The sequence below is a fragment of the Streptomyces sp. NPDC127084 genome (assembly GCF_042724175.1).
Taxonomy (GTDB): domain Bacteria; phylum Actinomycetota; class Actinomycetes; order Streptomycetales; family Streptomycetaceae; genus Streptomyces.
In genome coordinates this window covers 3236-26110 of sequence record NZ_JBHXFA010000010.1, presented here as the reverse complement: position 1 = coordinate 26110, position 22875 = coordinate 3236, and the positions used below count along the sequence as shown (strand labels likewise).

Here is a 22875-nt window from a genome sequence, read left to right as displayed (position 1 = left end):
GCGCGGGGGGGGGGTCTAGTGTCGCCCCCCCGTCACCCGCCCCGCGTGTGGGGGGGCTACGCGGGGCGGCGCGGCGCCCGCCGCCCGGTTCCGCCCCAGTCGCGGCGGTGCCGCCGCGACTGCGGTGTGAGGAGGCGCAGGGCTGAGCTGGACACGTCGACGCCCGACGGGTGGACAAGCACGTGAAGCCTCTGGCGGACACGGTTCTCCTGGTCGAAAACCCATCTACCAGAGGCTTCATCATGCTCTCAGCCCGACTGCTTTGCCGCAGGCGCGGGTTGGAACATGCTCACGTCGAACCGTGCCACCGTCAGGCGGCCGTCGGCGATCCCTCGTGATCGAGCGTGAAGCCTTCGTAGTCCGCGGCGACTATCTCCCGCAGCTTCTCCCGGTAGGCGGCGATGCCGCCGAAGTAGAAGAGCGTGCGCCGCTTCTTTCCAGGGATGTTCGAGCCGAAGATCCAGGAATCGGTCTGTGCGAACAGACTGTGCTCCGCCATCTCCCGGCACATGGCGGTCCACTCCTCCTCCGCAGCGGCGGTGGCCTCGACGGTGGCGATACCACGCCGCCGGGCAGCTTCGATGGTCTCCGCGATCCAGTCGACCTGGGTCTGGAGGGCGGGCGGCAGGTTGGAGAAGACGCTGTTGGGGCCGAAGACCGTGAAGAGATTCGGGAATCCGGTCGTGGCCACCCCGAGGTAGCTGCTCGGGGCCTCGCCCCAGTGCTCCTTGAGGGTCACACCACCGCGGCCCCGGATGTCGATCCGGTTGTAGCTCCCCTGCATGGCCTCGTAGCCGGTCGCGAAGACCAGGACGTCCAGATCGTGCCGGGTGCCGTCCTCGGTCTCCACTCCGGTCGGCGTGATCCGGACGATCGGGTTCTCTTTGGTGGATACCAGCGTGACGTTGTCGCGGTTGTAGGTCTCGTAGTAACCCGTGTTGCAGATGGGTCGCTTCGCGTAGAAGTCGGTCGGCATGAGCTTGCGCGCGGTCTCCGGATCCCGCACGATTTCCGCGATCTTGGATCGGATGAATGAGGCGGCGGCCTCGTTGGACTCCGGGTTGAAAGCGATGTCGGCAAAGGTGCCGAACATGAAATGGAACCCGTTGCCCTTCTCCCAGCTCTCCTCGAATCTGCGCTCACGCTCTTCGACGGAGACTTCCATCGCGGAGGTCTCGCTCTCCTGGAAACCACAGGCGACACGCGAGTCGAATACCTGCTTCCAGAACTGCTCGTGGTTCTCCCGGTAGTCCTCGATGAACTCGTCGCTGAGCGGCGCGTCGCCGGCCGGGACGACATACTGCGCGGAGCGCTGGAAGACGGTGAGGTGTTCGGTCATCCGGGCGGCGGCGCCGACGAACTGCGTACCGGTCGAGCCGGTACCGATGACTCCGACCTTCTTTCCGGTGATGTCGAAGCCTTCCGGCCAGGCGCCGGTGTGCACCTGCGTGCCCGCGAAACTGTCCCGTCCCTCGATGTCGGGGAAGATGGGGGTGGACAGGGGGCCGAGCGCACCGACGACGTACGTGGCGGTGAATTCCTCGCCGCGGTCGGTCCGTGCGGTCCACAGGTTGGAGTCCTCGTCGAAGGTCAACGACTCCACGGTGGTGTCGAGCTGTATGTCCTCGCGCAGTTCGAACCGGTCGACGACGTGCTCCAGATAGGCGAGGATCTCCGGCTGGGTCGCGTAGCGGTTCTTCCAGTTCCACTCCCGCAGCAGATCGCTGTCGAAGGAATAGCGGTACACGATGCTGTCGACGTCGGCGGCGGCGCCTGGATAGCGGTTCCAGTGCCACGTGCCGCCGATGCCGGTCCCCCGCTCGAAGGCACGTACGCGCACGCCGAGTTCGTTGCGGAGCTTGTGAAGCATGTAGATACCGGCGAATCCGGCCCCTATGACGATCGCGTCGAGATGAGTCGGTTTCCTGGTCATATCAGTCTTTCGGCTCGTGCTGGACAGAAGGAAGGCATCGGTCAGGGAGACGGCGTCGGTCATGGCTGGAGCCTGACGACGTGCCATCCGGCGGAGGTCTTCTCGTACCGCAAGCGCTGGTGAAGCCGTGTCTTGGCGGCGGACCAGAATTCGACGCTCTCCGGCGTGAGCCGGTATCCCACGAATCGCTGCGGGCGGGGCAAGGGAGCCGACTCGGCGGCATACCGGTGGTTGTCGGCGAGCAGCCGTTGCGGGTCGTCGAGCGTCGCGCTCTGCTGGGACGCCGTGGTCATGGAGTGCAGGCCGGGCTCACGGGCGTACCACAACCGCTCGTTCTCCGCGTCGTCGAGTCGGACCACCGGGCCCGAGACGCACAGCTGTTGTGCGGTCTCGCGCCAGTAGAACAATCCGGAGGCCCAGGCGTTCTCGGCCAGCTCGCGGCCTTTGCGGCTGGTGCTGTGCGTGGTGAACAGCAGCCCGCTGTCGCCCACTTCGATGACCTGGACGATCCGGTTGGACACTCGGCCCGCCCGGTCGGCCGTGGCCAGGGACAGCGCCATGGGTTCACGTACGCCGCGCTCGACGGCGTCGGCCGTCCACTGCCTGGCCAGCCCCATGGGCGCGGGCGGCGGCGTGTCGTATTCGGGGAAGGGGAGACCGACCGTTCCGGTCAGGGATTCGAGAATGCTGCTCATGGTGCTCCCTCAGACGTGGATGATGCCCTCGGCGGCGACCGTGCCGTGGCCGCTGACCCGTACGAGACCCACCTCGCCGCCTTCCGCGAGCGTGGCCACGGCGAACATGACCGAGTCACGGCCGAGTTGGACGCCTTGGTGGATCTCCACGGTCTTCCCGAACTCCACGCGCCCGTGCCGGCCGAGGTGGACGGCGAGCGAGCCGGCGGCGGAACCCGTGGCTGCGTCCTCGACGACCCCGTAGGCGGGCGAGAACATCCGGAGCAGCCACCGCTCGCCCTCCTGGGCGAAGCAGTTGGCGGCCATGTCGGGGAAGGCGGCGAGCGCTCGATGGTCGGGCCGCAGCGCGGCCAGTGCCTCCGCGTCGGGCAGTCCGACGAAGACGTGCCGTGGGCCGTTGCGGTACACCTCCACCGGCAGAGTGGAGGAGGTGATGCCGAGCGCCGCGAGCAGCTCCTCGGCGTGCTCGTACGGCTCCCAGGCCGGGATCGGCTGCTCCATGGACACGTAAGCGCTGCTGCCTCCGCACCGGTCATCGGAGGTGCGGTCGATGCGGAACGGCACGACCCCCATCTGCGTCTCGAAGCGCAGGCGGTCCCTGCGAAGGTCGAGCGCGACCGCGACAGCCGCACCGAGCAGCGGATGCCCGGCAAAGGGGAGCTCGTTGACGGGGGTGAAGATCCGCACCCGCACATCCGCGTCCTCGACCGTCGGCGGCAGCAGGAAGACCACCTCGGATAGATTCATCTCCTTTGCGATGCGCTGCATCTGACTACCCGTAAGGTCCGCGGCGTCGAAGAACACCGCTACCGGGTTGCCACGGAGCGGCTCGGTGGCGAACGCGTCGACGACGACGTACCGGTGCGAGGAGTCGCGGACCCCGAAGGGGCCCGCGCCTTGCGCCACGGCCTGTACCTCGAAGTGGTCCCGGTGTGTGACTGGATAGCCGACCACGGAGGCAGCCAGGTTCTCGGGGAGCGACGGGGGCCGCTCGTCCTCCCAGACGATGACCGCGCCCCAGCGCTTGCCGGCAGGGTCGGCGATCCAGAACTTCTCCCGCAGCCCCTCGACGGCCTGCCAGGTCTGGACGACACCGTCCTCGTTCAGATGCCGCTCGAGGCTCTGCGCCGTGGCGGGGGAACCTTCGAGATCCCACCACGCGATTTCCATCTTCATCGTGTCATCACCCCTTCGAACAGGTCAGTGAGGATGCGCGGCCCGTCGACGGTGAGCAGGGACTCCGCATGGAACTGCAGGGACGCGAACCGGTCGCCGCGCAACGCGTGGACACCGCTCGTGACCGGGTCGCGACTGATCTCCACCTGCACACCGCCGGCGCTCTCCCAGCGGTCGGTGGTGCTGCGGGCCTCGAACGTGTTGTAGAAGCCGACCCGCTCCGCATTGCCGAACAGCTCGATCCGCCGCTGTGTGCCCTGGTTCGGGTGCTCGCGCCGCACGAGGGGCAGGCCGAGTCTGTGGCACAGCACCTGATGACTCAGGCAGACGGCGACAAACGGGCGCCGCTCCGCCAGGAGTTCGCCGACCACCCGGTCCAGGGCGGCGATCTTCGGTTGCGTGGTGTCGCGGGGATCACCTGGGCCCGGTCCGAGCAGGACGACATCGTGATCGCTTGTCTCGAAGGGCTCGTCGAAGCGCCGAACGGTGACGCTCAGCCCGAGTGCGTGGAGCTGATGGTCCAGCATCGAGGTGAAGTTGTCCTCGGCGTCGATCACCAGCGCCTTGCGCCCGTTCAGGACCCTCGAGGAGACCCCTTGGCCGGCGTCCTGCCCGACCCAGAAGCCGGCGATGCCCTCGTTCCGGTTCCTCAGTGAGGCGAGGACGCGCGGGTCCTCCGCCGGTGATCGGCGGGGTGCACACTCCCCGAACGCCTCAAGCAGCGCAGTCGCCTTGGCCCTGGTCTCTGCCACCTCGCTCTGCGGATCGGAGTGGCGTACGAGTGTGGAACCGACCGAAATCGACAAGCGCCCGGAGGGTTCAAGGACGGCCGTACGGATGAGGATGGCCGAGTCCAGCGTTCGGCGGCCGGCCTTGTCGGTACCGGCCAGGCCGATGATGCCGCTGTAGTACCCGCGCCCCTCGGGCTCGTAGCGCTCGATCACCCGGGCCGCGCTCTCCACTGGGCTCCCGGTGACTGTGGGCGCGAACATCGTGGCCCGTAGCACTTCGGGGATGTCCCTGTTGGCGGTGCCACAGATGTGGTATTCGGTGTGGGCGACCCTGGCCATCTCCTTGAGATGGGGGCCGCTCACCTGCACCGTGCCCGGCTCGCAGATCCGGCACATCATCTTCAGTTCCTCGTCGACCACCATGTACAGCTCCTCGGCCTCCTTGCGGTCGGCGAGGAACTCGGTCAAACCCTTGAGGGTGGGACCGCCGTCCGGGTAGCGATAGGTACCGCTGATCGGATTCATCGTGGCTACACCGTCGGCCAGGGTGACGTGCCGTTCCGGCGAGGCGCCGATGAGTGTCACCCCTCGGGTCCGGACCAGAAAGGTCCAGTACGCCCCGCGCTCACGGGAGAGCAGTTCGCGGAAGGCCGAGAGCGCCGACTCAGGGCGGTAGTCCGTGATGTCGGCCAGGTAGGTGCGCTTGATGACGAAGTTGGCACCTTGGCCGGTGCCGATCTCGTCGGCGAGCACCGCCTTGACCGTCTCCGCGTACGCCGCGTCATCGGGCTCGAAGTGACCATCGGCCAACCGCACCGTGTGCCGCGGCAGCCTCTCGAGCACGGTGGACAGCGCGTGGTGCTCCTCCTCGGTCACCGCCATCGCGATGAGAGGTGTGCCGTCGTCAGGCGCCGGGTAGCCGCGCTCGGCGAGCTGCCGGTAGGGGACGACGACCAGGACGTCGGTGCTCGCCTCGCCACGCGCTGATCCCGTGGCCCCGCCCTGCCCGAGACCGATCGCGTCGAGCGAGGCGGGCTGGCTGACATCGCCTCTGAACACCTGTACGTCGCGGCCGTGTTCGCCGTCCCGGCAGATGATCGCGAAGTTCTCGGCGCTGCCGTCGAGAACGGCCTGGAGCAGATCGCTCTCCGCCGGGGCAGGTGGGCTGTGTGGCGTGTGCTGCCTTGGATCGTTGTAGTCGGTCACGTCAGCAGTCCGTCCATGTCCGTCACCTTCGCGCAGCAGCTCGCCGCGTGCCTCAGGGTCATCCGATGGTCGGCTTCGGAGAAGTCGCCGATGGCGTCGCCGACCAGGAAGACCCGGATGTCGTTGGCGTACGCCTCGAGCGCGGTCGTGAGGATCCCGATGTGCCCGTACACACCGGTGATGACCAGCTGGTCACGGCCCTCGGCGCGCATGCGCTGGAGCAGATCGGTACGGAAGAAGGCGCTGTAACGCCACTTCAGCAGGTTCCAGTCCGCAGCCTCGGGGGCCAGTTCGGCCACGATGGAGCGATCGGCCGCGGAGCTGGTCATGCCCGGTCCCCAGAAGTCTCGGAGCAGGCCCCGGTCCTCTTCGGACATCCGCCCCGGCTGGGCGGTGTAGGCGACACGCATCCCGCTGTCCACGCAGCGCTTGCGCAGCGCGGCCGCGTTGTCCACCAGGCGGCTGCGCATCTCCGGTCCCAACGGCTCCAGGAAGTAGTTCTGCATGTCGTGGACGAGCAGGACCGCCCGATCCGGGCTCACCTGCCAGTCCACACCGCCGGTCGGCATGTCGCTTCCAGTGGGAAGGTCGTACGGTTTGACGCGAAGAGAGGTGGTCAACGCCTCTACCCCTTACTGAGAGCGGAAGCCGCGGACGCGGCGAGGACGTCCGACCACGCCGAGACCACTTCGGCGGCCTGGTCCGGATCGAGCCGCGGATCGCACAGAGTCGGCATGCCGGCGGCCGGCATGACGGGCCTCGACCGCGGCGCTGAGCCGCCGACGCATTCGTCCACCGCGTACGGGCTCGCCTCCAGGTGCAGGCCGTGCGCGCGTACGCCCGCGTAACTCAGCTGCTCGAGGAACTGCCGCACCTCGTCGGCGACCATGGCGACGTCACGGGTCTTGGTACCGTCCGCCAGCTTGATCGTGTTGCCGTGCATCGGATCGCAGAACCACAGGACGGGGCGGCCTTCGTCCCGGACCGCGCGGACGAGGGCCGGCAGCCGTTCGCCGATCATGTCGGCACCCATACGCACGATGAGCGTCAGACGGCCCGGTTCACGGTGCGGATCCAGCCGACGGCACAATTCGAGCAGCTCGTCGGGGGTCATCGTCGGGCCGATCTTGCAGGCGACCGGGTTGATGATCCTGGACATCAACTCCACGTGCGCTCCGCCGAGTTGCCTGGTCCGTTCACCGATCCACGGCCAGTGGGTCGAACTGAGCATCGACCGACCGTCGCCGAGCTTGCGGACCTGCGGCTCCTCGTAGTCCATGAGCAGGGCCTCATGACTGGTCCACAACCGGTCCTCGGCGGCTCGCCGGATCCAGTCGCCTGTCCGCCAGCCGAGATGCTGCAGCGTCTCCCGAGCGGCCATGAAGCACATGAGCATGCGCAGCGGATCGGGCTGCCTGCTGTGCTCGTCAGGCTCGGAAGCGTTGACGATATGCCCCCGGTAGGCAGGCAGGACAAGGCCGTCGACCTCTTCGGTCGGCTGTGAGCGGGGTTTCGCGAACTGCCCGGCGATCCGCCCGACGCGGAGCACCGGCAGCCCCGCATCGGCGCCGAGCATGTCGGCGAGCTGATGGACAAGCCCGGCCTTCGCGGAGGTGTGCGGCTCATTGCACTCATCCGGGTGCTCGGCGCAGTCACCAGCCTGTAGAACCAGGGCCTCGCCCCTGGCCACTTTCTCCAGCGCCTGACGCAGCGCGAGGATCTGCTCGGGGCCGACCAGGGAGTCGGTTGCCGAAAGAACGTTGCGTACTTGGGCGAGCTGGTGCGGATGTTCCCACTCCGGCTGCTGGGCCGCGGGAAGCCTCAGGTCCAGGAAGCCTGAATTGTTCACTTTATTCTTTCCCCCGTAGATTTTAAAATAACGGGCCACTTAACTTCCGGCCCGACTCAAGTTGGTATTCCCTCACGCTTCACCTGCGGCACCTCGATGCCGAGTGCGCGGAACTGCTGACATGGGTTCATGAATTCGCGCTGGAGCCTGATCTTTCCGTTCTCAAAACGGAAGTAGTGGATGAAGTGGTTCTCGTAGAACCCCTCCGGGTAGCCCGGGAACAGAATCTTCCCGCGCCCGTTGCATTCGACCCAGAACTGATTCGGGTCCTGCGTGTCAAAGATCTCGATGTCGACCCACGCCCAGTCGGGGAAGCACTGCAGGGACCAGACCGCGTGCTCGCCGAGCCTGTCCCGGCCGCTGATCACGATAGGTTCACCGGTCTCGGTGGTCCAGAGACCGCCCTGGCCGTCTTCGGTGAACAGTTCATGCCGTCGCAAACGGTCCTGTCCGCGGGTGTTCATGTACTGCTCGACGATCCGGCGATTCGCTTCGCGGTCGCCGGTAATTGCGTCGGGTGATGCCGTTGCCGTTTTGCTCATATTCATCGACCTCGCGACTCCCGAAAGGAAAGTCGAGTTGTTTCGGGGATTTCCGCCGAATGTGCGTTCAGGGCGCGTACAGTTGAGTTTCGAAGAATTTACCGAGAAGCAGTCGGCGGTCGCAAATACGCGTTGCCTCATGGACGTGCGCGCGTTGCGCCGCAACGTAATGAGGTCCCCTCGGTAACGTCTCGTGACGTTCTGTGATCTATGTGCAGGCGGTGCGGTGCTCGAACTGGAGCAGGACGACGGCGGCGCGACGACGGCTGGGGCGAGGCTGCCCCTGCGCGGGGCCTTGAGGCGGCCTGCCTCGTTCGGGCGCCGCCAGGTTTGCCCGTTCTGGCGCGGACGGGCCATGAAGGTGAGGCCGCCGCAGCCGAGGGGTGTCGTGCCGGATCTCACGGTGCCGGCTCTCCCTTGGTGGGCTTGTCCGGGTCCGAGGGTTCTGGGACACGTCGAGGTGGTCCGCGGCGCTCCAGTCGCACGACCCCAGCACGATCCCAGCACGGTGGGGATGAGCAGGGGTGATGACAGATGACGGAGGGTCAGCTATCCCAGCGCCACCGGGAAGAAGCAAAGGGCCCGCCCCGAAGAGTCGGACCCCCTCTGATGTACGTCTGCCGGATCAGCGACGTGTTGATATGTCAGCGGCTACATGATGAAGCGAAATGCCTGCGGCCCGATCGTGACCTGCGGCAGAGACCTCTCCAGGTGTCTGACCAGGCGTTTCTCCGTTGGCGTGCGTTAGGTTCGCACGGCCGCTTACGGGTGTCCGCGAACTGGGGGATATCCGCGATCCTGCACTCAGCGGTTCGGCGCAATACTTTCAGTGAGTTCCTGGTACGCGTCCATCACATCACCGACGTGCAGTGTGGTGACTTCGTCCTCCGACGGGACTCCAGAGCTGCCATGCGCGTCGTAGACCCGCAGGTCCCGCATTGCGGCAGCCTTCCGAGCGAGCTCGCGTGCGAAGCGACCATTACCCAGCCGATCGATCAGGCCGTTGGTGACGACGAGGTCACATGAGGTGCGCAGCGCAACCGCTGCCTCGTCCGTAAGGGCATCGCCTTGGGCTCCCAGGAACGACTCCGCGATCAGCACCAGCTCGTCAGCCGAGTAGGCGGGGAAGTCCACCCGAGTGTTGAAGCGGGAGGTGAGACCTGGGTTGGTGGACAGAAGGTCATCGATCTCATTCGGGTACCCGGCGAGAACCACCACCAGGCGGTGCCTGTCGTCTTCAGCTCGCTTGAGGAGCACCTGCAGGGCTTCCTTACCGAAGGCGTCACCGCCCGAGTACCCGGTGTTGGACAGTGCGTACGCCTCGTCGATGAAGAGAACGCCGTCCAGGGCCTCGTCAATGATCTTTGACGTCTTGATCGCCGTCTCTCCGAGGTGCTGCCCGACGAGGTCAACGCGCTGGGCCTCGACGACGTGGCCTCGGGCCAGCAAGCCAAGCCCTGCGAAGACCTTGCCTACGACACGAGCCACCGTGGTCTTGCCTGTGCCGGGCGGCCCGGCAAATACCAGGTGCTGTGGAGCCGGTGCCACAGCCAGACCCTGGCCTCTTCGCACCGACGCCATCCTCAGCTGCGCCAACAGGGTCCGCACCTGACGTTTCACCGGGGCCAAGCCGACCAACTCGTCGAGTTCGGCCGTCGCTTCGTCCAGCAATGCCGAACGCTCCTCGTCGCTCAGGGTGGCACCAGAGCGGTCCTCACGCTGTTCCAGCGCAGCCCCGGCAGCCTCGACGGGCACGCGCACGGCGGGCGAGGCCACCACCTTCGCCCGCTGGGCCACATCGCCCAGGGTCGGGCTGTACCGGAACGCTGTCTGGAACTGCTTCAGAGCTTCCTCGGCCCGGCCGAGCTGCTCATACGCAAGGCCGCGCAGGTAGGCAACCTCCCCGAGATAGCTGGCGTTGTCAGCCAGTGCTTGCGGGAGTGGGTTCAGCACGTTGAGTGCCTCATGTGAGACGCCTTGGGCGATGAGACTGGCCGCAACGCAGAGCTGTGACTCGTCCCGCAGGAAGGAGTCCCGGATGCCCTCGGCAAAGGTCAGAAGAAGTGGCCAGTCCTTCTTGAGGACGGCGTAGCGTGCGCAGACGAAGCGGGTCTCGTCACAGTCGAGCACTGCGGCGGAGAGCATGCTCCATGCTTGATCGAGCAGGCCTTCGTCCAAGAGCTTCGCCGCCCTCGCCAGCCACAGGTCGCGGGGCGTCTCTAAACGGAAGTTCACGTAGCCTCCGATCTGGAAGCGTGAGGACAACGGGGTCCGGAGATTCGTGCGCATGGCACCGAAGGACTGGGCTTGACCGTGCATGGCCTCGATCGCCTGCCCCTGGAGCTGTCCCGTGGCATGCAGTCCCAGCCAGGCGTCAGCGGCAAGCGGGTTGTGCGCGACGGCCGCGTGAAAAGACTCAGCAGCAGCGGCCCGATCACCCATCCTCAACTGCGCAACCCCTTGAAGCCACGCTTGCTCGCACTTCTTGATCGAACGCCGTGATACAGACGGCCCCTGCACCGAGGTCTCCAGTTCTGTCGTTGGTTGATTCAACATTTGCCCGCATTGCACAGGTGGGCTAGTTCCACCCGTCGAGTGATACCTGAGAGTTGCCATCCAAGTACTGGTGCAAAGCACTGGCGGTGGTGTCGACGAAGGACTCTGGGATGGCGCCAGCGTCGATCCAGCGGACCTGGGAGTGCTTGCGGGGTTCTCGGTTCTCGGGTTCGCCGGTCCATTCGTGGGCGGCGAAGACGACGGTGAGGAAGCCGTTGGGGGCTTCAACGCCCCAGGCGCCGTGGATGATGTGGGCGACCTTGAGCGACTCGGGCTTCACCGTGAGGCCGGTCTCCTCGTACAGCTCACGGACGGCGGTCTCGGTGATCGGTTCGCCCGGCTCGCTCTTGCCGACGGGGAGGTCCCACAGTCCCCGGGCGAACTTGGCGGTCTCGCTGCGCTGGAGGAGGACGACGCGGTTGGTGGCCTTGTCGTGGACGATGACAGCGGCGACCAGCAGGGTCATCGATCCGAGCGCCGGCTTGAGGGCCTTCGGCTGGTCGTCGGTCTGCTCGGTCACGGTGTTCCCTTCGTCGGGCGGGTTGTTGGGCATGTTAGGCGAGGGCCTCGCGAGCGCGGCGGGCGAGATCGGCGGCGCCGGGAACGCGGCGACGCTGGTAGACGGCGAGGGTGGAGCGAATCGAGGTGATCGCCTTGCGGGTGCGATCGGAGGTCATGCCCCCCATGAGAACCAGGGCCTGGGTCCAGGCGGCGACGGCCTCGTCGGCGCGGGCCTGGGCGGCGAGGCTGTCGCCGAGGTCGGCGTGGGTGAGGGCGTGGACACGCTTGTACTTCTCCGGGTCCCAACGGGTGAGGGCGTCCCGGTGCTGCTGCTCGGTGCCGATGTGGTCGGCGAGGTCGGTCAGCGTGCGGGCGGTGTGGCTGGCCACGGTGCCGGCGGCGGGGCCACTGACACGGGAGTAGCTGGGCTGGGGGCCGTCGTCTCGTAGGAGGGCGTCCTCGGCGGCGAGCAGGGCGCGTGCGGCCGACGGGCTCTCGTCGGTGGCGGCGTAGGCGCGGGCGTGGGTGATGTGGAGGAGCGCCTCGGTCTGGCCGTCGATGTGGCCAAGACCGGTGCGTAGGGCGCCTTCGACGAGGTCGACGCAGTGGTGGGGCTGCTTGAGGCTCAGGGCCTGGTGGGCGAGGGCGCGCATCATCCAGGCGGCGTGGCCGTGGGGGTCGGCTTCGCAGGCGAGCTTGTAGCCGACCTGATAGTAGCGCTGGGCGGCGCCTTCCTGGCCGAGGTCATGGTGCTTCCACCCTGCGAGGTAGGCGAGTTCGGCGACGGCGCCGAAGCCGGCCCGGCGTAAGGCTTCGTTGGGGAAACGTCCGCGCAGCATAGGGGCGGCTGTGTCGGCGAGGTACGCGGTGACGGTGGTCAGGCCATGCCCGCCGCCGAGGCGCTCGTCGGCGGCGCTGAAGGCTGCCGTGATCTGCCGTACGACGTCCACGTCCTCTGCCCCGACCACGGACGTACCGGTGCGGGCGCGGAGCATGCGGGCGGTGGCTTCGTGGTCGTAGCCGAGGGGCATGGCGACGCCGGCGGTGGTGAAGGCCGCGATGGCGAGGAAGCGGCGGCGCTCGACGTCGGCGCGACCCAGGTCGGTGGCGGCGAGGACGGGGTCGGATTCCGCCGGCGCTTCGTCATCGCTGGCCTGGAGGCCGATCTCGGTCTGCGTGACCGTGCGCCCCGCTCGGCGGGACAGCGCTTCGGCCAGGTACTGACGTACCCGGCCGGACGGGGCACGGATGCCGTTCACCCAGTGCGAGATGGCCGACTTGTTGGTCTGGAGGATCTCTCCGTTCTCGGCGGCGATGCGCCGCACGTCTCTGGCGAGGGCCTCGTAGGTGCAGTCGACCGCCGCGATGACGTCACGCAGACGGGAGTTGGATTCTCTCTGCGCCGCCACGATCGCCTCCACTCCGGAGCTGTAAACCGCGTATACCGCTTCAACTGCCTTCCACCGTACCCACTGAGCGTGACCACCGGTTCACTTATCAGCAGCCGCCCGGAACGGCGCGACCGTGATCCAGGCTCCCCCTTGGTCCGGGCGGCACCCCGAAGTTCCTTACGCCCACACCAGGCCCGGGCATTCCTGTGCCCGCGTTCGGACGAACAGAGACGGAGACACGGTGACCACCATCGACACCACGGCCATCACGGTCGAACTGCCCGAGGCGTTCGACCCGCGCTGGAACCGCCTGCCCGGCATCCAGGTCGACGGCCGGCACATCACCATCGACCCAGCCGAGTACTTCTTCCGCTTCGAGTCCAAGACCTGGCTCGTCGCCGACTGGGAGCAGGTCAAGTCCCAGCTCCTGGACGTGGACGAGACGACCGAGAGCGCGGTCGAGCAGCTCACGCTCGACTTCATCAAGCAGCACAGCGAGTCCACCTCCGACGCGGCCCGCGTCCTGGCCACCGCGTTCGAGGTGTACGTGTACCTCTTCCGCGAGGAGCACCTGGCCGGCCTCGGGCTGCCGCAGATCACCGCCGACCACCTGCGGATGCTCCGCGAGGCCGCCACGCTCATGGCCCTCAACAAGGTGGAGCTGGACGGGCACATCTCCAACGTCGGCCCGTGCTGGTTCTTCCCCGCCGCCACGTCCGTCGTCTTCGACCTGGACGACGAGATGGGCGGGATGCTCGACGAGGTCTACCACGGCGGCTGGTTCAACGAGCACCGCCGGATCGAGTCCATCAAGGCCCACGCCGCGCTGGGCGGCCGGCTCGTGCACGGCTGCCAGTCCGTGCCGGACCAGTCCGGTGGCGTGGTCGCGCCCTACGGTGCCTCGATGGCGAACTTCCGTGACGACCTCGCCGCGTTCAAGGCGGGCTGGATCGAGCAGGTCTACGCCCACCGCGTGAACCCCGCCGCGTAACCCCACCGATCAGGCTCCGGGGCGGGCCGGCACCCCTCGCCCGCCCCGGACGCCACCATCCCCCGGAGCCCTCACGTGACAACGAACCCCAGCGCCGAACTCCTCGACAACCTGCTCACCGCGACCGGCCGGACCGGCGCCGTACGAGAGGAGGTACGCGTGTGGTCCATGTCCGGCGTCGAGCGGGTCACCTTCCCCGACGACACCACGGCCATCTTCAAGTGCGCCAAGAAGCCCTTCGACAGCGAGGACCAGGCCCTCCGCCTGGCCCACACCCTCGGCGTACCCGTCCCTCAGATCCACGCCTCCGCCGTCCTGGACGGCTGGCTCGGCATGCTGATGGAGGACCTCGGACCCTCCGTACGCGAGGCCGACGACCTCGACGGCGTCGCCGCGGCCGTAGTCCTGCACGGCACCCGTACGGCTCCTCCCTTGCCCGTCCTCGACCAGGATCGGTTGCGCACGCTCCCGGCCCGTGCACTGGAGCATCTCGAACGGCTACGCAAGGCCGACCGGTGGCAGGACACGAACGACGTCGAGGACGCGCTCGTCCGGATCGCCCAGGCCTCCGAGGCCCGCTCGGCCGGAGCGACGCTGGAGCCGTTCGGATGGGTGCACTCCGAGTTCCACCCCACCAGCCTCCACATCGGCGAGCGCGGGTGGCGGCTGCTCGACTTCGCCCGCGCCCTCACCGGCCCCGGCCTGCTGGACCTCGCCAGCTGGCACGGCACGATCGAGCCCCCACACCCCGTGCGCCTGCGCGTCTTCCTGGAGCAGTACGTCACCGCTGGCGGCACCTCCGACGCCCTCGCTCCGCGTGGCGGGCTCACCGCTGAGAAGTGGGCGTTGGGCTGGCACCGCATGTGGGCCGTCGAGTGGTTCATGGAGCAGTCGATCCGCTGGATCAACGACCCGGCCACCGACCCCGCCTTCATCAAGGCCGTCCGCCGCCACCTCACCGACGTCCTCCACCTCCTGGAGATCTGACGTGCTCGCCCAGGCATCCCCCTGGCACGCCCACGCGCTCCAGCGCACCGCCGCTGGACTCGCCGAACCCCTCTCCGTACCCGCCCGGATGGAATGGACCACGAGACCCGGCCAAGGCCCCGGAGCCGAGATCCTCGGCCCCGACCTGCGCGGCAAGCGACTCCTGGAACTCGGCTGCGGCCCCGGCCACAACGCCGCCCACCTCACCACCCGCCAAGGCGCCCACGTCACCGGCGTCGACCTGGTTGGGCTCCAGGTCCGCCGCGCCCGCTCCCACTACGGACAGCTGAACAACCTCACCTTCGTCGCCGACCACGCCCTGCACTACCTGCACGCCTCCGACGAGCAGTTCGACGCGATCTACTCCGTCTTCGGCGCCGTCGGCCTCGTCGCCCCCGAGCTCCTGCTCCCGACCATTGCCCAACGCCTCACGCCCGGCCGGGTGCTCGCATTCTCCGTCCCCCACCCGCAGCGCGGCGGCCGCAGCCCCTCCGGCGACGACCGTCCCCGCCGCGACCACGTCACCCTCCCCGACCGCACCCGGCTCCCCATCCCCCGCTGGGAGTTCCCCACCGATCGCTGGGAGAAGCACCTCAGCCACGTCGGCTTCTGTCTCACCTCGGCCCAGGAGTTCCACGACCCCCGCATGGGCCACTGGCCCACCACCCTGTTGATCCGTGCCCGCAAGCTCTGACCGCCGTCTTCGCCCGGCCTCTGGAGGACCGATGCGCCCGCCCTACCTGCTCCTCGACATCGACGGCGTCCTCATACCCTTCCCCAACGCGGATGGCTCGACCCCGGCCGCCCACACCCGCCACGATGTCGTCCCCACCGGCCGGAGCGTCGACAACCCGGTCACCGTCTGGCTCCACCCCGACCACGGCCGTCTGCTCATGGACGTGATCCGCACTGGCCTGGTCACCCCGGTCTGGTGCACCAGCTGGCGGCAGGACGCCGCCACCCTGATCGGACCGCTCCTCGGCCTCCCGCCTCTGCCGCACGTCGACCTTCCGCGCCCCCAGATCACCACCAGCCACCCCAACGGCTACCTCTGGAAACGCGACCACGTCGACGCCTGGCTCGGCGACGCCCCCGCCGTCTGGATCGACGACGACTTCACCAGCCTCGACCCACGCCTGGGCGGCGGAGCGCACCGCCAGAGGAACGCCGACCCTCCTCGTGCAGCCCAACCCGCACCTCGGGCTACGGCCCGAGCACCTGACCCAGCTCACGGCATGGGTCTCGCAGTTACCCACAGCCCGCGCCGTCTGACGACTGATGCCCTCGCTGCCACCAGCAGCGAGGGCATCACGTTCGCCCATTAAGGCGTTCCGCACGGGTTTTCAACGGCCTGCCGAGCATCGTGGTCTCGACACCCTGCGCCCCTGTCCCCAGCCCGAGCTCCAACCGCCCTCCGGAGATGTCATCGAGCGTCATGACCTCCTTGCGAAGGTGACTGGGGACGGAAGTTGGGTGAGGACACCAGTGTTCCGAGCCGCATGCGCCGGGTCACCCCTGCGGCGGCCGTCAGCGTCGGTACGGCCGAATACCGCGACTTGTCTGGAAGGCCCCACCGGAGCAGGTGGTCGTAGACCCACGCGTGCGAGAAGCCCATGTCGTCCGCAAGCCGCCAGGCGGGGGCAGCCTCCTGCCAGGACGTGGTGGGGAGGATCAACACACCGACGCGCATCACGACCCGTCCGTCTCGGCGGGCCGCGCCCTCAGCACGGTGTTCCTGAATGCTGCCGCATGCTCACGCAGGTTTCCAGCAATCCGCGGCCCACGGGTCTCCCACCTTGCCGTCAGTCGGCAGTGGAGCTGTACGAGCCCTTGCGGACGCGATACATCCCGACTTCCGTCGGGGTCGCGGGCGCCACGTGAGTCACCCCTGGCGCAACTCGAGCGTGCAGCACTTGACGCTCCCGCCTGCCTTGAGGAGCTCGCTGAGGTCGACTCCGATCGGCTCGAAGCCACGCTCCCGGAGGCCGGAGATGAGTCCGGTCGCGGACTCCGGCAGCAGCACGTGCAGGCCGTCGCTGAAGGCGTTGAGACCGAAGACCTCGGCGTCCTGCGCCGTGGCCAGGAGCGCGTCGGGGAACATTTCCCGCAGGACGGCCCGGCTGCCCGGGGAGAACGCCTCGGGGTAGTACATGATCTCGTCGTCGGCGAGGACGGCGAGCGCGGTGTCGAGGTGGTAGAAGCGCGGGTCGACCAAGGTCAGCCCGGTGACCGGCAGGCCGAAGAACTCCTGGGCCTCGGCGTGCGAGCGCGGGTCGGTCCGGAAGCCGGTACCCGCCAGGAGCCGGCGGCCGACGGGGAGATAGTCGCCCTCCCCCTCATTGATGTACTCGGGCCAGTGCGTCTCGGTGAATCCGTTCGCACGCAGCCAGGAAAGGTACAACGGCCCCTCGGCCGTACGCTCCTCGTGCTGGAAGCGGGCGCCGAGGACCCGCCCGTCCACGACCGTGGCGCCGTTGGCCGCGAAGACCATGTCGGGCAGTCCCCGCACCGGCTGGATGACTTCCACCGTGTGACCCAAGTCGCGGTACAGGCTGCGTAGTCGCTCCCACTGGGTGAGGGCGAGACCGCCGTCGACCGGCTTCGTCGGCTCCATCCACGGGTTGATGGAGTAGGTGACGTCGAAGTGGCTGGGTGAGCACATCAGCAGTCGGCGGGAGACCGCCGTACGCGGGCCGGGCCGCTCGGCGGTGCCGGGCTGGGCGGTGACTCCGGCTTCAGGCATGTCATTTCCTTCTGGGATTCGAGGTATCGGGCCGCTCGACCGAACAACGTGCGAATCAGCGGAAAATGCTGGGCTGCGAGCCCGGCAGCGGCCCGGGGTATGAAGTGACTCACGTTTTCCGGAACTTGCTTCTATCCTGCAACCGCTGTTGAAAGTATCATTCTGCACCGGCCTACCAGGGAATGAGAATCATGTATCGAACCATGATGAAGTCGAAAATCCACCGCGCGACCGTGACGCAGGCGGATCTGCACTATGTCGGGTCACTCACCATAGATGCCGAACTGATGGACTCCGCGAACCTGCTGCCAGGGGAACGCGTCGACATCGTCGACATCGACAATGGTGCGCGTCTTTCCACCTATGTCATCGAAGGTCCCCGGAATTCCGGGGTCATAGGAATCAACGGTGCGGCGGCCAGACTGATCAGCCCCGGTGACCTCGTCATCATCATCGCCTACGCGATGGTGACGGACGAGGACTCGGCGAAGCTGGAACCCCGGGTCGTCTTCGTGGACGGGGAGAACAGGGTGACCGACCTCGGTTCGGACCCCGCGAACGTGCCGGCCGGTTCCGAACTGCGACGGGGGGACACGGTCGAGGGCTAGCACGGCGTGGGGCGGTGACCGGAAGCCGTCCGAATCCGGTCACCGCCGACGGTCCCGTCACGCCGGGGCGGGCACCTCCGGCCTGTGGGCGACCGCGGGCCCGGGCGCACGCTCCGGGCGCAGGGCGGCGAGCAGAGCGCGGTTCACGGTGTCCGGGTGTTCCAGGTAGCCGATGTGTCCGCAGCCGTCGATGACCTGGAACGTGGAGCCGGGGATGGCCGCGGCGATCTCCCGGCCGGCGGAGGGCGGGGCCAGGATGTCGTCGGCGAACGAGATCACGTGGCTGGGCGCCCGAACCCCCCGGTACGCGGTGAGCCGGTCCGGCATCGGGTAGAGCCCGCGCTGCGCACGCGCCGTCGCCTCGGCGGACGTGGACATTTCGAAGATCTCCAGCCAGTCCGTGGTCCGCCGGTCGTCCGACAGGCTCCGGCCCGACAGTTGCTGGAGCACCTGCATGACCGCCCGGTAGCTCGGCGGCAGCTCGATGCCGAGCTCCTCGATCTCGCGTTCGGCACGGTTCAGAGCCGTACTCATGGCATCACTGCGGCCGCGCGCCGCCATGAGGACGAGTCTGCCCACCAGCTCGGGGCGGGAGAGCGCCAGTTCGGCGGCGATGCGGGCGCCCAGCGAGGTGCCGACGACCGCGCACGGCCCGATTCCGAGGTGCTCGATCAGTGCGGCCGTATCGGCCGCCATGTCGTCCACGGTGAAATCGGGTGGGCTGTTGTCGGACGGGGAGACACCCCGGTTGTCGAACGTGACGACCCGGTGTCCCGCCGCGACCATCGCGGGGACCTGGTGCAGGTGCCACGCTCTTCCACTGCCTCCGGTGCCCATGATGAGAACCACTGGCACACCACTTCCGGTGTCCTGGTAATTCAGCCTGAATCCGTCGCGGATGATTTCGGGCATGCTCACTCCTCGTGCGGGCCGCGGGCGTCCACCCCGAACCGGCCTGTGTACAGCGACAATCGCTCCTGGGTAAAAGGCTTCCGCTTTCGACGGGCGGCGTTATGTGATGTCAGCGTTCGCATCCTCATGGCACAGACGGAAAGGACGATCACATGACGTCTGGCGGTAGCAATCGATTCTCGCGGGAAATAGCGGACCGTACCGGTGACGAAATTCCCGTCGTAGAGGCGGACCCTGACGGTCCCGAATGGCTCGCCGAGAATGCCGGGGCTCTGCGGTCGGCCGCACTGGAGAGCGGCGCGGTTCTGGTGCGAGGCCTGCGGATTTCCACTCCTGCGGATGCCGCGGCGGCGAGTCGTGCGCTCACCTCGGAACTGATGACCGAGGTGGAGGGCTTCGCTCCCCGCAAGGCGCTGCCCGGCGGGGTGTACTCGTCGTCGGAGTGGCCCCCGGACCAGCCCATGTGCATGCATCACGAGCTGACCAGCGCCCCTCGGTATCCGCAGTGGATGGTGTTCTCCTGCCTGAAGGCGAGCCCTTCCGGCGGCACCGTGTCCCTGGCCGACGCCGCGAAGGTGCTCGACTCCCTGCCGGCCGACGTCTCCGGGCCCTTCGAGCGGGAGGGTTGGCAGCTGGTCCGCAACTACGACCAACTGGTGGGGCCTTCCTCCGCGGGCGCCTTCGGCACGGCCGACCCGGAGGCCGTGGACCGGTACTGCGCTGCCCATGGCATCGACCTTCGGCGGTTGCCGGGCGGGGCCATGCAGACCCGTCAGACCCTGCCGGCCGTGGTGAAGCACCCGGTGACGGGACGCCTGTGCTGGTTCAACCAGATCGCCTTCCTCAACGAGTGGACAATGGACCCGTTGGTCCGCGAGTTCCTGGTGGGTGAGTTCGGCCCCGAGGGCCTGCCCTTCACGACGTTCCTCGGTGACGGGACTCCGCTGGATCCCTCCACCGTCGAAGTGATCAACGAGACGTACGACAAGCACGCGGTGCCGGTCCCGCTCCGCGACGGCGACCTGCTGCTGGTGGACAACATCGGCACCGCGCACAGCCGTGCCCCCTACAGCGGTGCGCGCGAGATCGTGGTGGGGCTGGGGGACCCGCTGCCCAGGCTGCCGGGGTAGTGCGCGGGGGGCCGGGCGGCGGGGGCGCCGGCCCGCCGCCCGTATCGCGCGGCACGACGGCGAGTTCATCGGTCCGGTCCGAAACTCAGCGTCCGGTAGGTGGTCACGTTGCCCGCCAGGGCGGAACACGCCTGAACGGCCCGCACGATCTTGCGCGACCGGTCAGGATCGGCGTTGTCGATCAGGATGCCGAGCGATGTCCCGCTGTGCGCGGCGACGACGCCGAGGCCACCGGCCTCCTCACAGATCGAGGTCATCCGCTCCAGGGTCCGCTTGGGGCGGAGGGCCTGGTTCATCTCCGCGCTGCGGGTGGCGACAGCCCCCACCTCCGAGAGGTCGCCGTCCCGTACGGCCACCGCGAGCCGGTCCAGGAGACGTGCGTACTCACGGTGTTCCGTAGCCGTGAACGGTTTGGGGATGCGGTTGAACGCGACGGTGTCGACGATGCCCCCCTCGTCGATGCCGACTACGGTCATCGAGGGCAGCGATCCGAGCGCCTCACGCAGCCTGACCCTGCGGTGGTCGTAGGCGACGATGCTGTCGTAGAGGACGCCGTCGGTCGGTTCGATCCTGCTGAGGTAGGACTCGATACGGCGGGGCGGCATCAGGATGCCGAGAGCGTTGCCCGCCGCCCGTGCGGTGGCGACCAGGTCCGCGGAGGAGCTGGCGAGTCCCTTGCCCTCGGGCAGCGCGCTGTCCAAGGCGAGGAATCCGCCCAGGGGAACGGGCAGCTCTTCCATGATCATCGAGATCAGGCGGGCCGCTTTGCGCTTGTGGTCCGGCACCACCCGTACCGTCGTCGACTCCGGGTCGGTGCGGAAGGTGGCAACGGTCCAGCGCGCGATGGGCAGCGTCACCAGGAAGTCGCCGTCTGTGCCCGGCAGGACGCCTTGAAGCAACTCGCCGAAGGTGCCGAACGCCGTACTGACGCCCGTCGTCCCCCGGTGGGACGGTCCGGCGTACCGAAGGTCGGTCGGCACGGCGGGATCGTTCTCGAGAGCATTCCGGGAAGGTGCCAACTCTGAACCCCAGTCGCGTGAATAGGAACGTTCGCAAGGTCCCGAGCTCACGGATCTCAACTGGGTGAGTGCTGCGGGAGGCGCTGTCCTGGCCCAACCGTGCCAGCGGGCGGTGATAGGTGTCAACGAGTTGCATCCCTCTCGCAAAGTGCCAGCTCACTGGCGGCTTCGCACCCCCGTCCCAGGGTGCGGAGCGGGCCTGGAGGCTCGGTAGGGTCGGCCGGGTGACAAACCATGGCGGGATACAGGAACAGGGTCCTCGGCCGGACAGGCCGATGTCGTTAGCCACGTCCGGCAAGGCGCTCCTGTGGGACGCGGCGCTGTGGGGGGCACTCGCGGGCGCGGGAGCGTGGGGGTTCTGGTTCGCCCTCCACCCCTCGGTGGTCCTGGACCTGGTACTGCCCCTTCTCGTGCTGGCGGTGGCCATTCCGGGGAGCCGCAGATGGCCGAGCGCCGGGGTGTTCGCGGCCAACGGGCTGTGCGCGCTGGGACTCGCCAACGAGTCGAACCCGGCCAACGCCTGGGCACTGGCCCTGGCGGCGATGACGTATCTGATGGGCACCCGGACGAAGGTGGGACGCGTCCCCCTGCTGGTGCTCACCTCGTGTCTCGCCATCGACCTCGCGCTGTGCGCACTGCTCGGGCGCGGCCCGGTGTGGTGGTTCTACGCGGTCACCGTGCTGCCCCTCGCCCTGCTGGTGCCGTGGCTCGTCGGCATCTACCAGCAGGCGCGGCGGGCACTGGTGTCGGGCGGCTGGCGGCTTGCGCAGAGTCTGGAGGAACAGCAGCGCTTCGTCGCCGAGCAGGCCAGGCTCCGCGAGCGGACACGCATCGCGGCCGACATGCACGACTCCCTCGGCCACGTGCTGAGCCTCATCGCGCTGCGGGCCGGCGCGCTGGAACTGTCGCCGACCCTGAGCGACCAGGACCGCCATGACATGGCCGAGCTGCGCCAGGCCGTTTCCGAGGCCGTCGACCACTTGCGGGAGACGGTGACGGTGCTCCGTGACGGCGGGGACGGCACGGGTCCCCAGGACTCCTCCGTCGAGTCCGTGGAGGAGCTCCTCGACCGGGCGAGCGCTTCGGGCATCGCGGTGAACCTGGTCCGGGAAGGCAACCGCCCCACGCTCTCCCCTCTCGTAGAGCACGCCGTGTACCGGGTGGTGCAGGAGTCGCTGACGAACGCGACCAAGCACGCCCCCGGCAGCACCGTGCACGTCCGGATCGTCCACGAGGGCGGACGCACGGAGGTCGGTGTGACCAACTCGGCGGCTCCGGCCGGCCCGTTGCCCGGTCTGGTACCGGGGAACCGGGGTCTCACGGGGCTGCACGAGAGGGTGAGCGCGCTCGGCGGTGCACTGCGGGCCGGACCGTTGGCGCAGGGTTTCCAGGTGACCGCCGTGATGCCCGACAGGATGAGCAGTACCCGGACGGATCTCCCGCAGCAGTCCCCGCCCGAGGCGGGGGCCGAGTCGACGCGCCGGATGGGGGACGCACGCCGCAAGGTCCGGCTGCGCTTCATGGCGGCGTTCGTCGCACCGGCCGCGCTCGCCCTCACGGTCCTTCCGGCCGCCGGGTATCTCGCCTATCAGCTGGCGACGTGCGTGCTGCACCCGACGGCCTACGCGGCCATCCACGTGGGGCAGGAGCGGGCGGAGTTCGCCGAACTCCTCCCCCTCCAGAGCTATCCGTATCCGTCGGACGCCGTGCGGTCGGTCCCCCGGCCGAGCGGCACCGACTGCGCGTTCTACCGGTCGAACGGAAACCTCCTCGACCAGGTGGACATGTACCGGCTCTGCTTCTCCGGCGACCGCCCGGGGCACGGCCGGCAGCAGGGCCTTGAGGTCGGTGTGCTTCTCGTCGTCGTCCTCGGTGAGGCCGGTGGCGACGGCGTCGACCCGGGCC

At 68.2% G+C, this 22875-nt stretch carries 19 protein-coding genes and 2 pseudogenes; 7 read left to right on the top strand and 14 right to left on the bottom strand.

The features are described 5' to 3' along the window. Nucleotides 1–310: 310 nt before the first annotated feature. The 10 genes from ACFWI9_RS04365 to ACFWI9_RS04320 all read right to left on the bottom strand — a co-directional run bounded on the left by ACFWI9_RS04365 (nucleotide 311) and on the right by ACFWI9_RS04320 (nucleotide 12598). On the bottom strand, nucleotides 311–1996 hold the full coding sequence (locus tag ACFWI9_RS04365; RefSeq protein ID WP_387158983.1) for a flavin-containing monooxygenase: 1686 nt from the start codon (nucleotides 1994–1996) through the stop codon (nucleotides 311–313). Then, nucleotides 1993–2628 (bottom strand): phenazine biosynthesis FMN-dependent oxidase PhzG, encoded by a 636-nt coding sequence (phzG, locus tag ACFWI9_RS04360; protein ID WP_387158982.1) that lies wholly within the window; start codon nucleotides 2626–2628, stop codon nucleotides 1993–1995. Before phzG ends, ACFWI9_RS04365 begins: the two co-directional genes overlap by 4 nt. Nucleotides 2629–2637: 9 nt before the next feature. Further along, complete coding sequence (locus ACFWI9_RS04355) at nucleotides 2638–3804, bottom strand: PhzF family phenazine biosynthesis protein (RefSeq protein ID WP_387158981.1); 1167 nt, start codon at nucleotides 3802–3804, stop codon at nucleotides 2638–2640. Then, nucleotides 3801–5741, bottom strand: a complete 1941-nt coding sequence (locus ACFWI9_RS04350) for an anthranilate synthase family protein (RefSeq protein WP_387158980.1) — start codon at nucleotides 5739–5741, stop codon at nucleotides 3801–3803. The genes ACFWI9_RS04355 and ACFWI9_RS04350 overlap by 4 nt, the downstream gene beginning before the upstream one ends. Beyond that, nucleotides 5738–6310: an isochorismatase family protein gene (locus ACFWI9_RS04345; RefSeq protein WP_387159017.1), complete on the bottom strand. Its 573-nt coding sequence runs from the start codon at nucleotides 6308–6310 to the stop codon at nucleotides 5738–5740. The genes ACFWI9_RS04350 and ACFWI9_RS04345 overlap by 4 nt, the downstream gene beginning before the upstream one ends. 56 nt (nucleotides 6311–6366) lie before the next feature. Beyond that, nucleotides 6367–7590, bottom strand: a complete 1224-nt coding sequence (locus ACFWI9_RS04340; protein WP_387158979.1) for a 3-deoxy-7-phosphoheptulonate synthase — start codon at nucleotides 7588–7590, stop codon at nucleotides 6367–6369. A 56-nt stretch (nucleotides 7591–7646) separates the two neighbouring features. Continuing rightward, nucleotides 7647–8132: a PhzA/PhzB family protein gene (locus ACFWI9_RS04335; RefSeq protein ID WP_387158978.1), complete on the bottom strand. Its 486-nt coding sequence runs from the start codon at nucleotides 8130–8132 to the stop codon at nucleotides 7647–7649. Nucleotides 8133–8936: 804 nt separating this feature from the next. Beyond that, a complete protein-coding gene (locus tag ACFWI9_RS04330) occupies nucleotides 8937–10688 on the bottom strand; it encodes an AAA family ATPase (protein WP_387158977.1) in 1752 nt (583 codons plus the stop codon). A 22-nt stretch (nucleotides 10689–10710) separates the two neighbouring features. Beyond that, entirely contained in the window at nucleotides 10711–11241 is a 531-nt protein-coding gene (locus tag ACFWI9_RS04325) for an NUDIX domain-containing protein (protein WP_387158976.1), read from the bottom strand. A gap of 1 nt (nucleotide 11242) precedes the next feature. Next, nucleotides 11243–12598, bottom strand: coding sequence for a tetratricopeptide repeat protein (locus tag ACFWI9_RS04320; RefSeq protein WP_387158975.1), 1356 nt, complete (start codon nucleotides 12596–12598; stop codon nucleotides 11243–11245). Between the two features lie 223 nt (nucleotides 12599–12821). Here ACFWI9_RS04320 and ACFWI9_RS04315 point away from each other — a divergent pair, with 223 nt between their 5' ends. From ACFWI9_RS04315 to ACFWI9_RS04300, 4 genes and pseudogenes are all read left to right on the top strand, one after another. Next, nucleotides 12822–13571 (top strand): hypothetical protein, encoded by a 750-nt coding sequence (locus ACFWI9_RS04315; protein ID WP_387158974.1) that lies wholly within the window; start codon nucleotides 12822–12824, stop codon nucleotides 13569–13571. 75 nt (nucleotides 13572–13646) lie between these two features. After that, a complete protein-coding gene (locus tag ACFWI9_RS04310; protein WP_387158973.1) occupies nucleotides 13647–14558 on the top strand; it encodes an aminoglycoside phosphotransferase family protein in 912 nt (303 codons plus the stop codon). Nucleotide 14559: 1 nt separating this feature from the next. Continuing rightward, nucleotides 14560–15252, top strand: coding sequence for a class I SAM-dependent methyltransferase (locus ACFWI9_RS04305; RefSeq protein ID WP_387158972.1), 693 nt, complete (start codon nucleotides 14560–14562; stop codon nucleotides 15250–15252). Nucleotides 15253–15283: 31 nt separating this feature from the next. Continuing rightward, nucleotides 15284–15830 (top strand): annotated as a pseudogene (locus ACFWI9_RS04300) (HAD domain-containing protein). Nucleotides 15831–15866: 36 nt separating this feature from the next. Here the strand turns inward: ACFWI9_RS04300 and ACFWI9_RS04295 are convergent. Both ACFWI9_RS04295 and ddaH read right to left on the bottom strand, forming a co-directional pair. Beyond that, nucleotides 15867–16248, bottom strand: a pseudogene (locus ACFWI9_RS04295) (LLM class flavin-dependent oxidoreductase). 192 nt (nucleotides 16249–16440) lie between these two features. After that, nucleotides 16441–17301, bottom strand: a complete 861-nt coding sequence (ddaH, locus tag ACFWI9_RS04290) for a dimethylargininase (RefSeq protein WP_387158971.1) — start codon at nucleotides 17299–17301, stop codon at nucleotides 16441–16443. Between the two features lie 191 nt (nucleotides 17302–17492). Between ddaH and panD the strand changes: the two genes are divergently transcribed. Beyond that, on the top strand, nucleotides 17493–17909 hold the full coding sequence (gene panD / locus ACFWI9_RS04285; RefSeq protein ID WP_387158970.1) for an aspartate 1-decarboxylase: 417 nt from the start codon (nucleotides 17493–17495) through the stop codon (nucleotides 17907–17909). A gap of 57 nt (nucleotides 17910–17966) precedes the next feature. Here panD and ACFWI9_RS04280 read toward each other — a convergent pair whose 3' ends face one another. Next, the gene (locus ACFWI9_RS04280) at nucleotides 17967–18821 is read right to left on the bottom strand and encodes an alpha/beta fold hydrolase (protein ID WP_387158969.1); all 855 of its coding nucleotides are present in this window, start codon (nucleotides 18819–18821) and stop codon (nucleotides 17967–17969) included. Between the two features lie 152 nt (nucleotides 18822–18973). On the opposite strand from ACFWI9_RS04280, the gene ACFWI9_RS04275 reads away from it, so the two are divergent. Beyond that, the gene (locus tag ACFWI9_RS04275) at nucleotides 18974–19951 is read left to right on the top strand and encodes a TauD/TfdA family dioxygenase (RefSeq protein ID WP_387158968.1); all 978 of its coding nucleotides are present in this window, start codon (nucleotides 18974–18976) and stop codon (nucleotides 19949–19951) included. 65 nt (nucleotides 19952–20016) lie between these two features. Here the strand turns inward: ACFWI9_RS04275 and ACFWI9_RS04270 are convergent, their stop codons facing one another. Continuing rightward, a complete protein-coding gene (locus ACFWI9_RS04270) occupies nucleotides 20017–20931 on the bottom strand; it encodes a kinase (RefSeq protein ID WP_387158967.1) in 915 nt (304 codons plus the stop codon). Nucleotides 20932–21245: 314 nt separating this feature from the next. Between ACFWI9_RS04270 and ACFWI9_RS04265 the strand changes: the two genes are divergently transcribed. After that, the coding region (locus ACFWI9_RS04265; protein WP_387158966.1) for a sensor histidine kinase at nucleotides 21246–22875 on the top strand (1630 nt) is incomplete at its 3' end.

Bases quoted from the DNA above. Each gene is read 5' to 3' on its own strand.
- ACFWI9_RS04365 (WP_387158983.1), bottom strand. From the start codon at position 1,996: ATGACCGACGCCGTCTCCCTGACCGATGCCTTCCTTCTGTCCAGCACG.
- phzG (WP_387158982.1), bottom strand. From the start codon at position 2,628: ATGAGCAGCATTCTCGAATCCCTGACCGGAACGGTCGGTCTCCCCTTC.
- ACFWI9_RS04355 (WP_387158981.1), bottom strand. From the start codon at position 3,804: ATGAAGATGGAAATCGCGTGGTGGGATCTCGAAGGTTCCCCCGCCACG.
- ACFWI9_RS04345 (WP_387159017.1), bottom strand. From the start codon at position 6,310: ATGCCGACCGGCGGTGTGGACTGGCAGGTGAGCCCGGATCGGGCGGTC.
- ACFWI9_RS04335 (WP_387158978.1), bottom strand. From the start codon at position 8,132: ATGAGCAAAACGGCAACGGCATCACCCGACGCAATTACCGGCGACCGC.
- ACFWI9_RS04330 (WP_387158977.1), bottom strand. From the start codon at position 10,688: ATGTTGAATCAACCAACGACAGAACTGGAGACCTCGGTGCAGGGGCCG.
- ACFWI9_RS04325 (WP_387158976.1), bottom strand. From the start codon at position 11,241: ATGCCCAACAACCCGCCCGACGAAGGGAACACCGTGACCGAGCAGACC.
- ddaH (WP_387158971.1), bottom strand. From the start codon at position 17,301: ATGCCTGAAGCCGGAGTCACCGCCCAGCCCGGCACCGCCGAGCGGCCC.
- panD (WP_387158970.1), top strand. From the start codon at position 17,493: ATGTATCGAACCATGATGAAGTCGAAAATCCACCGCGCGACCGTGACG.
- ACFWI9_RS04280 (WP_387158969.1), bottom strand. From the start codon at position 18,821: ATGCCCGAAATCATCCGCGACGGATTCAGGCTGAATTACCAGGACACC.
- ACFWI9_RS04275 (WP_387158968.1), top strand. From the start codon at position 18,974: ATGACGTCTGGCGGTAGCAATCGATTCTCGCGGGAAATAGCGGACCGT.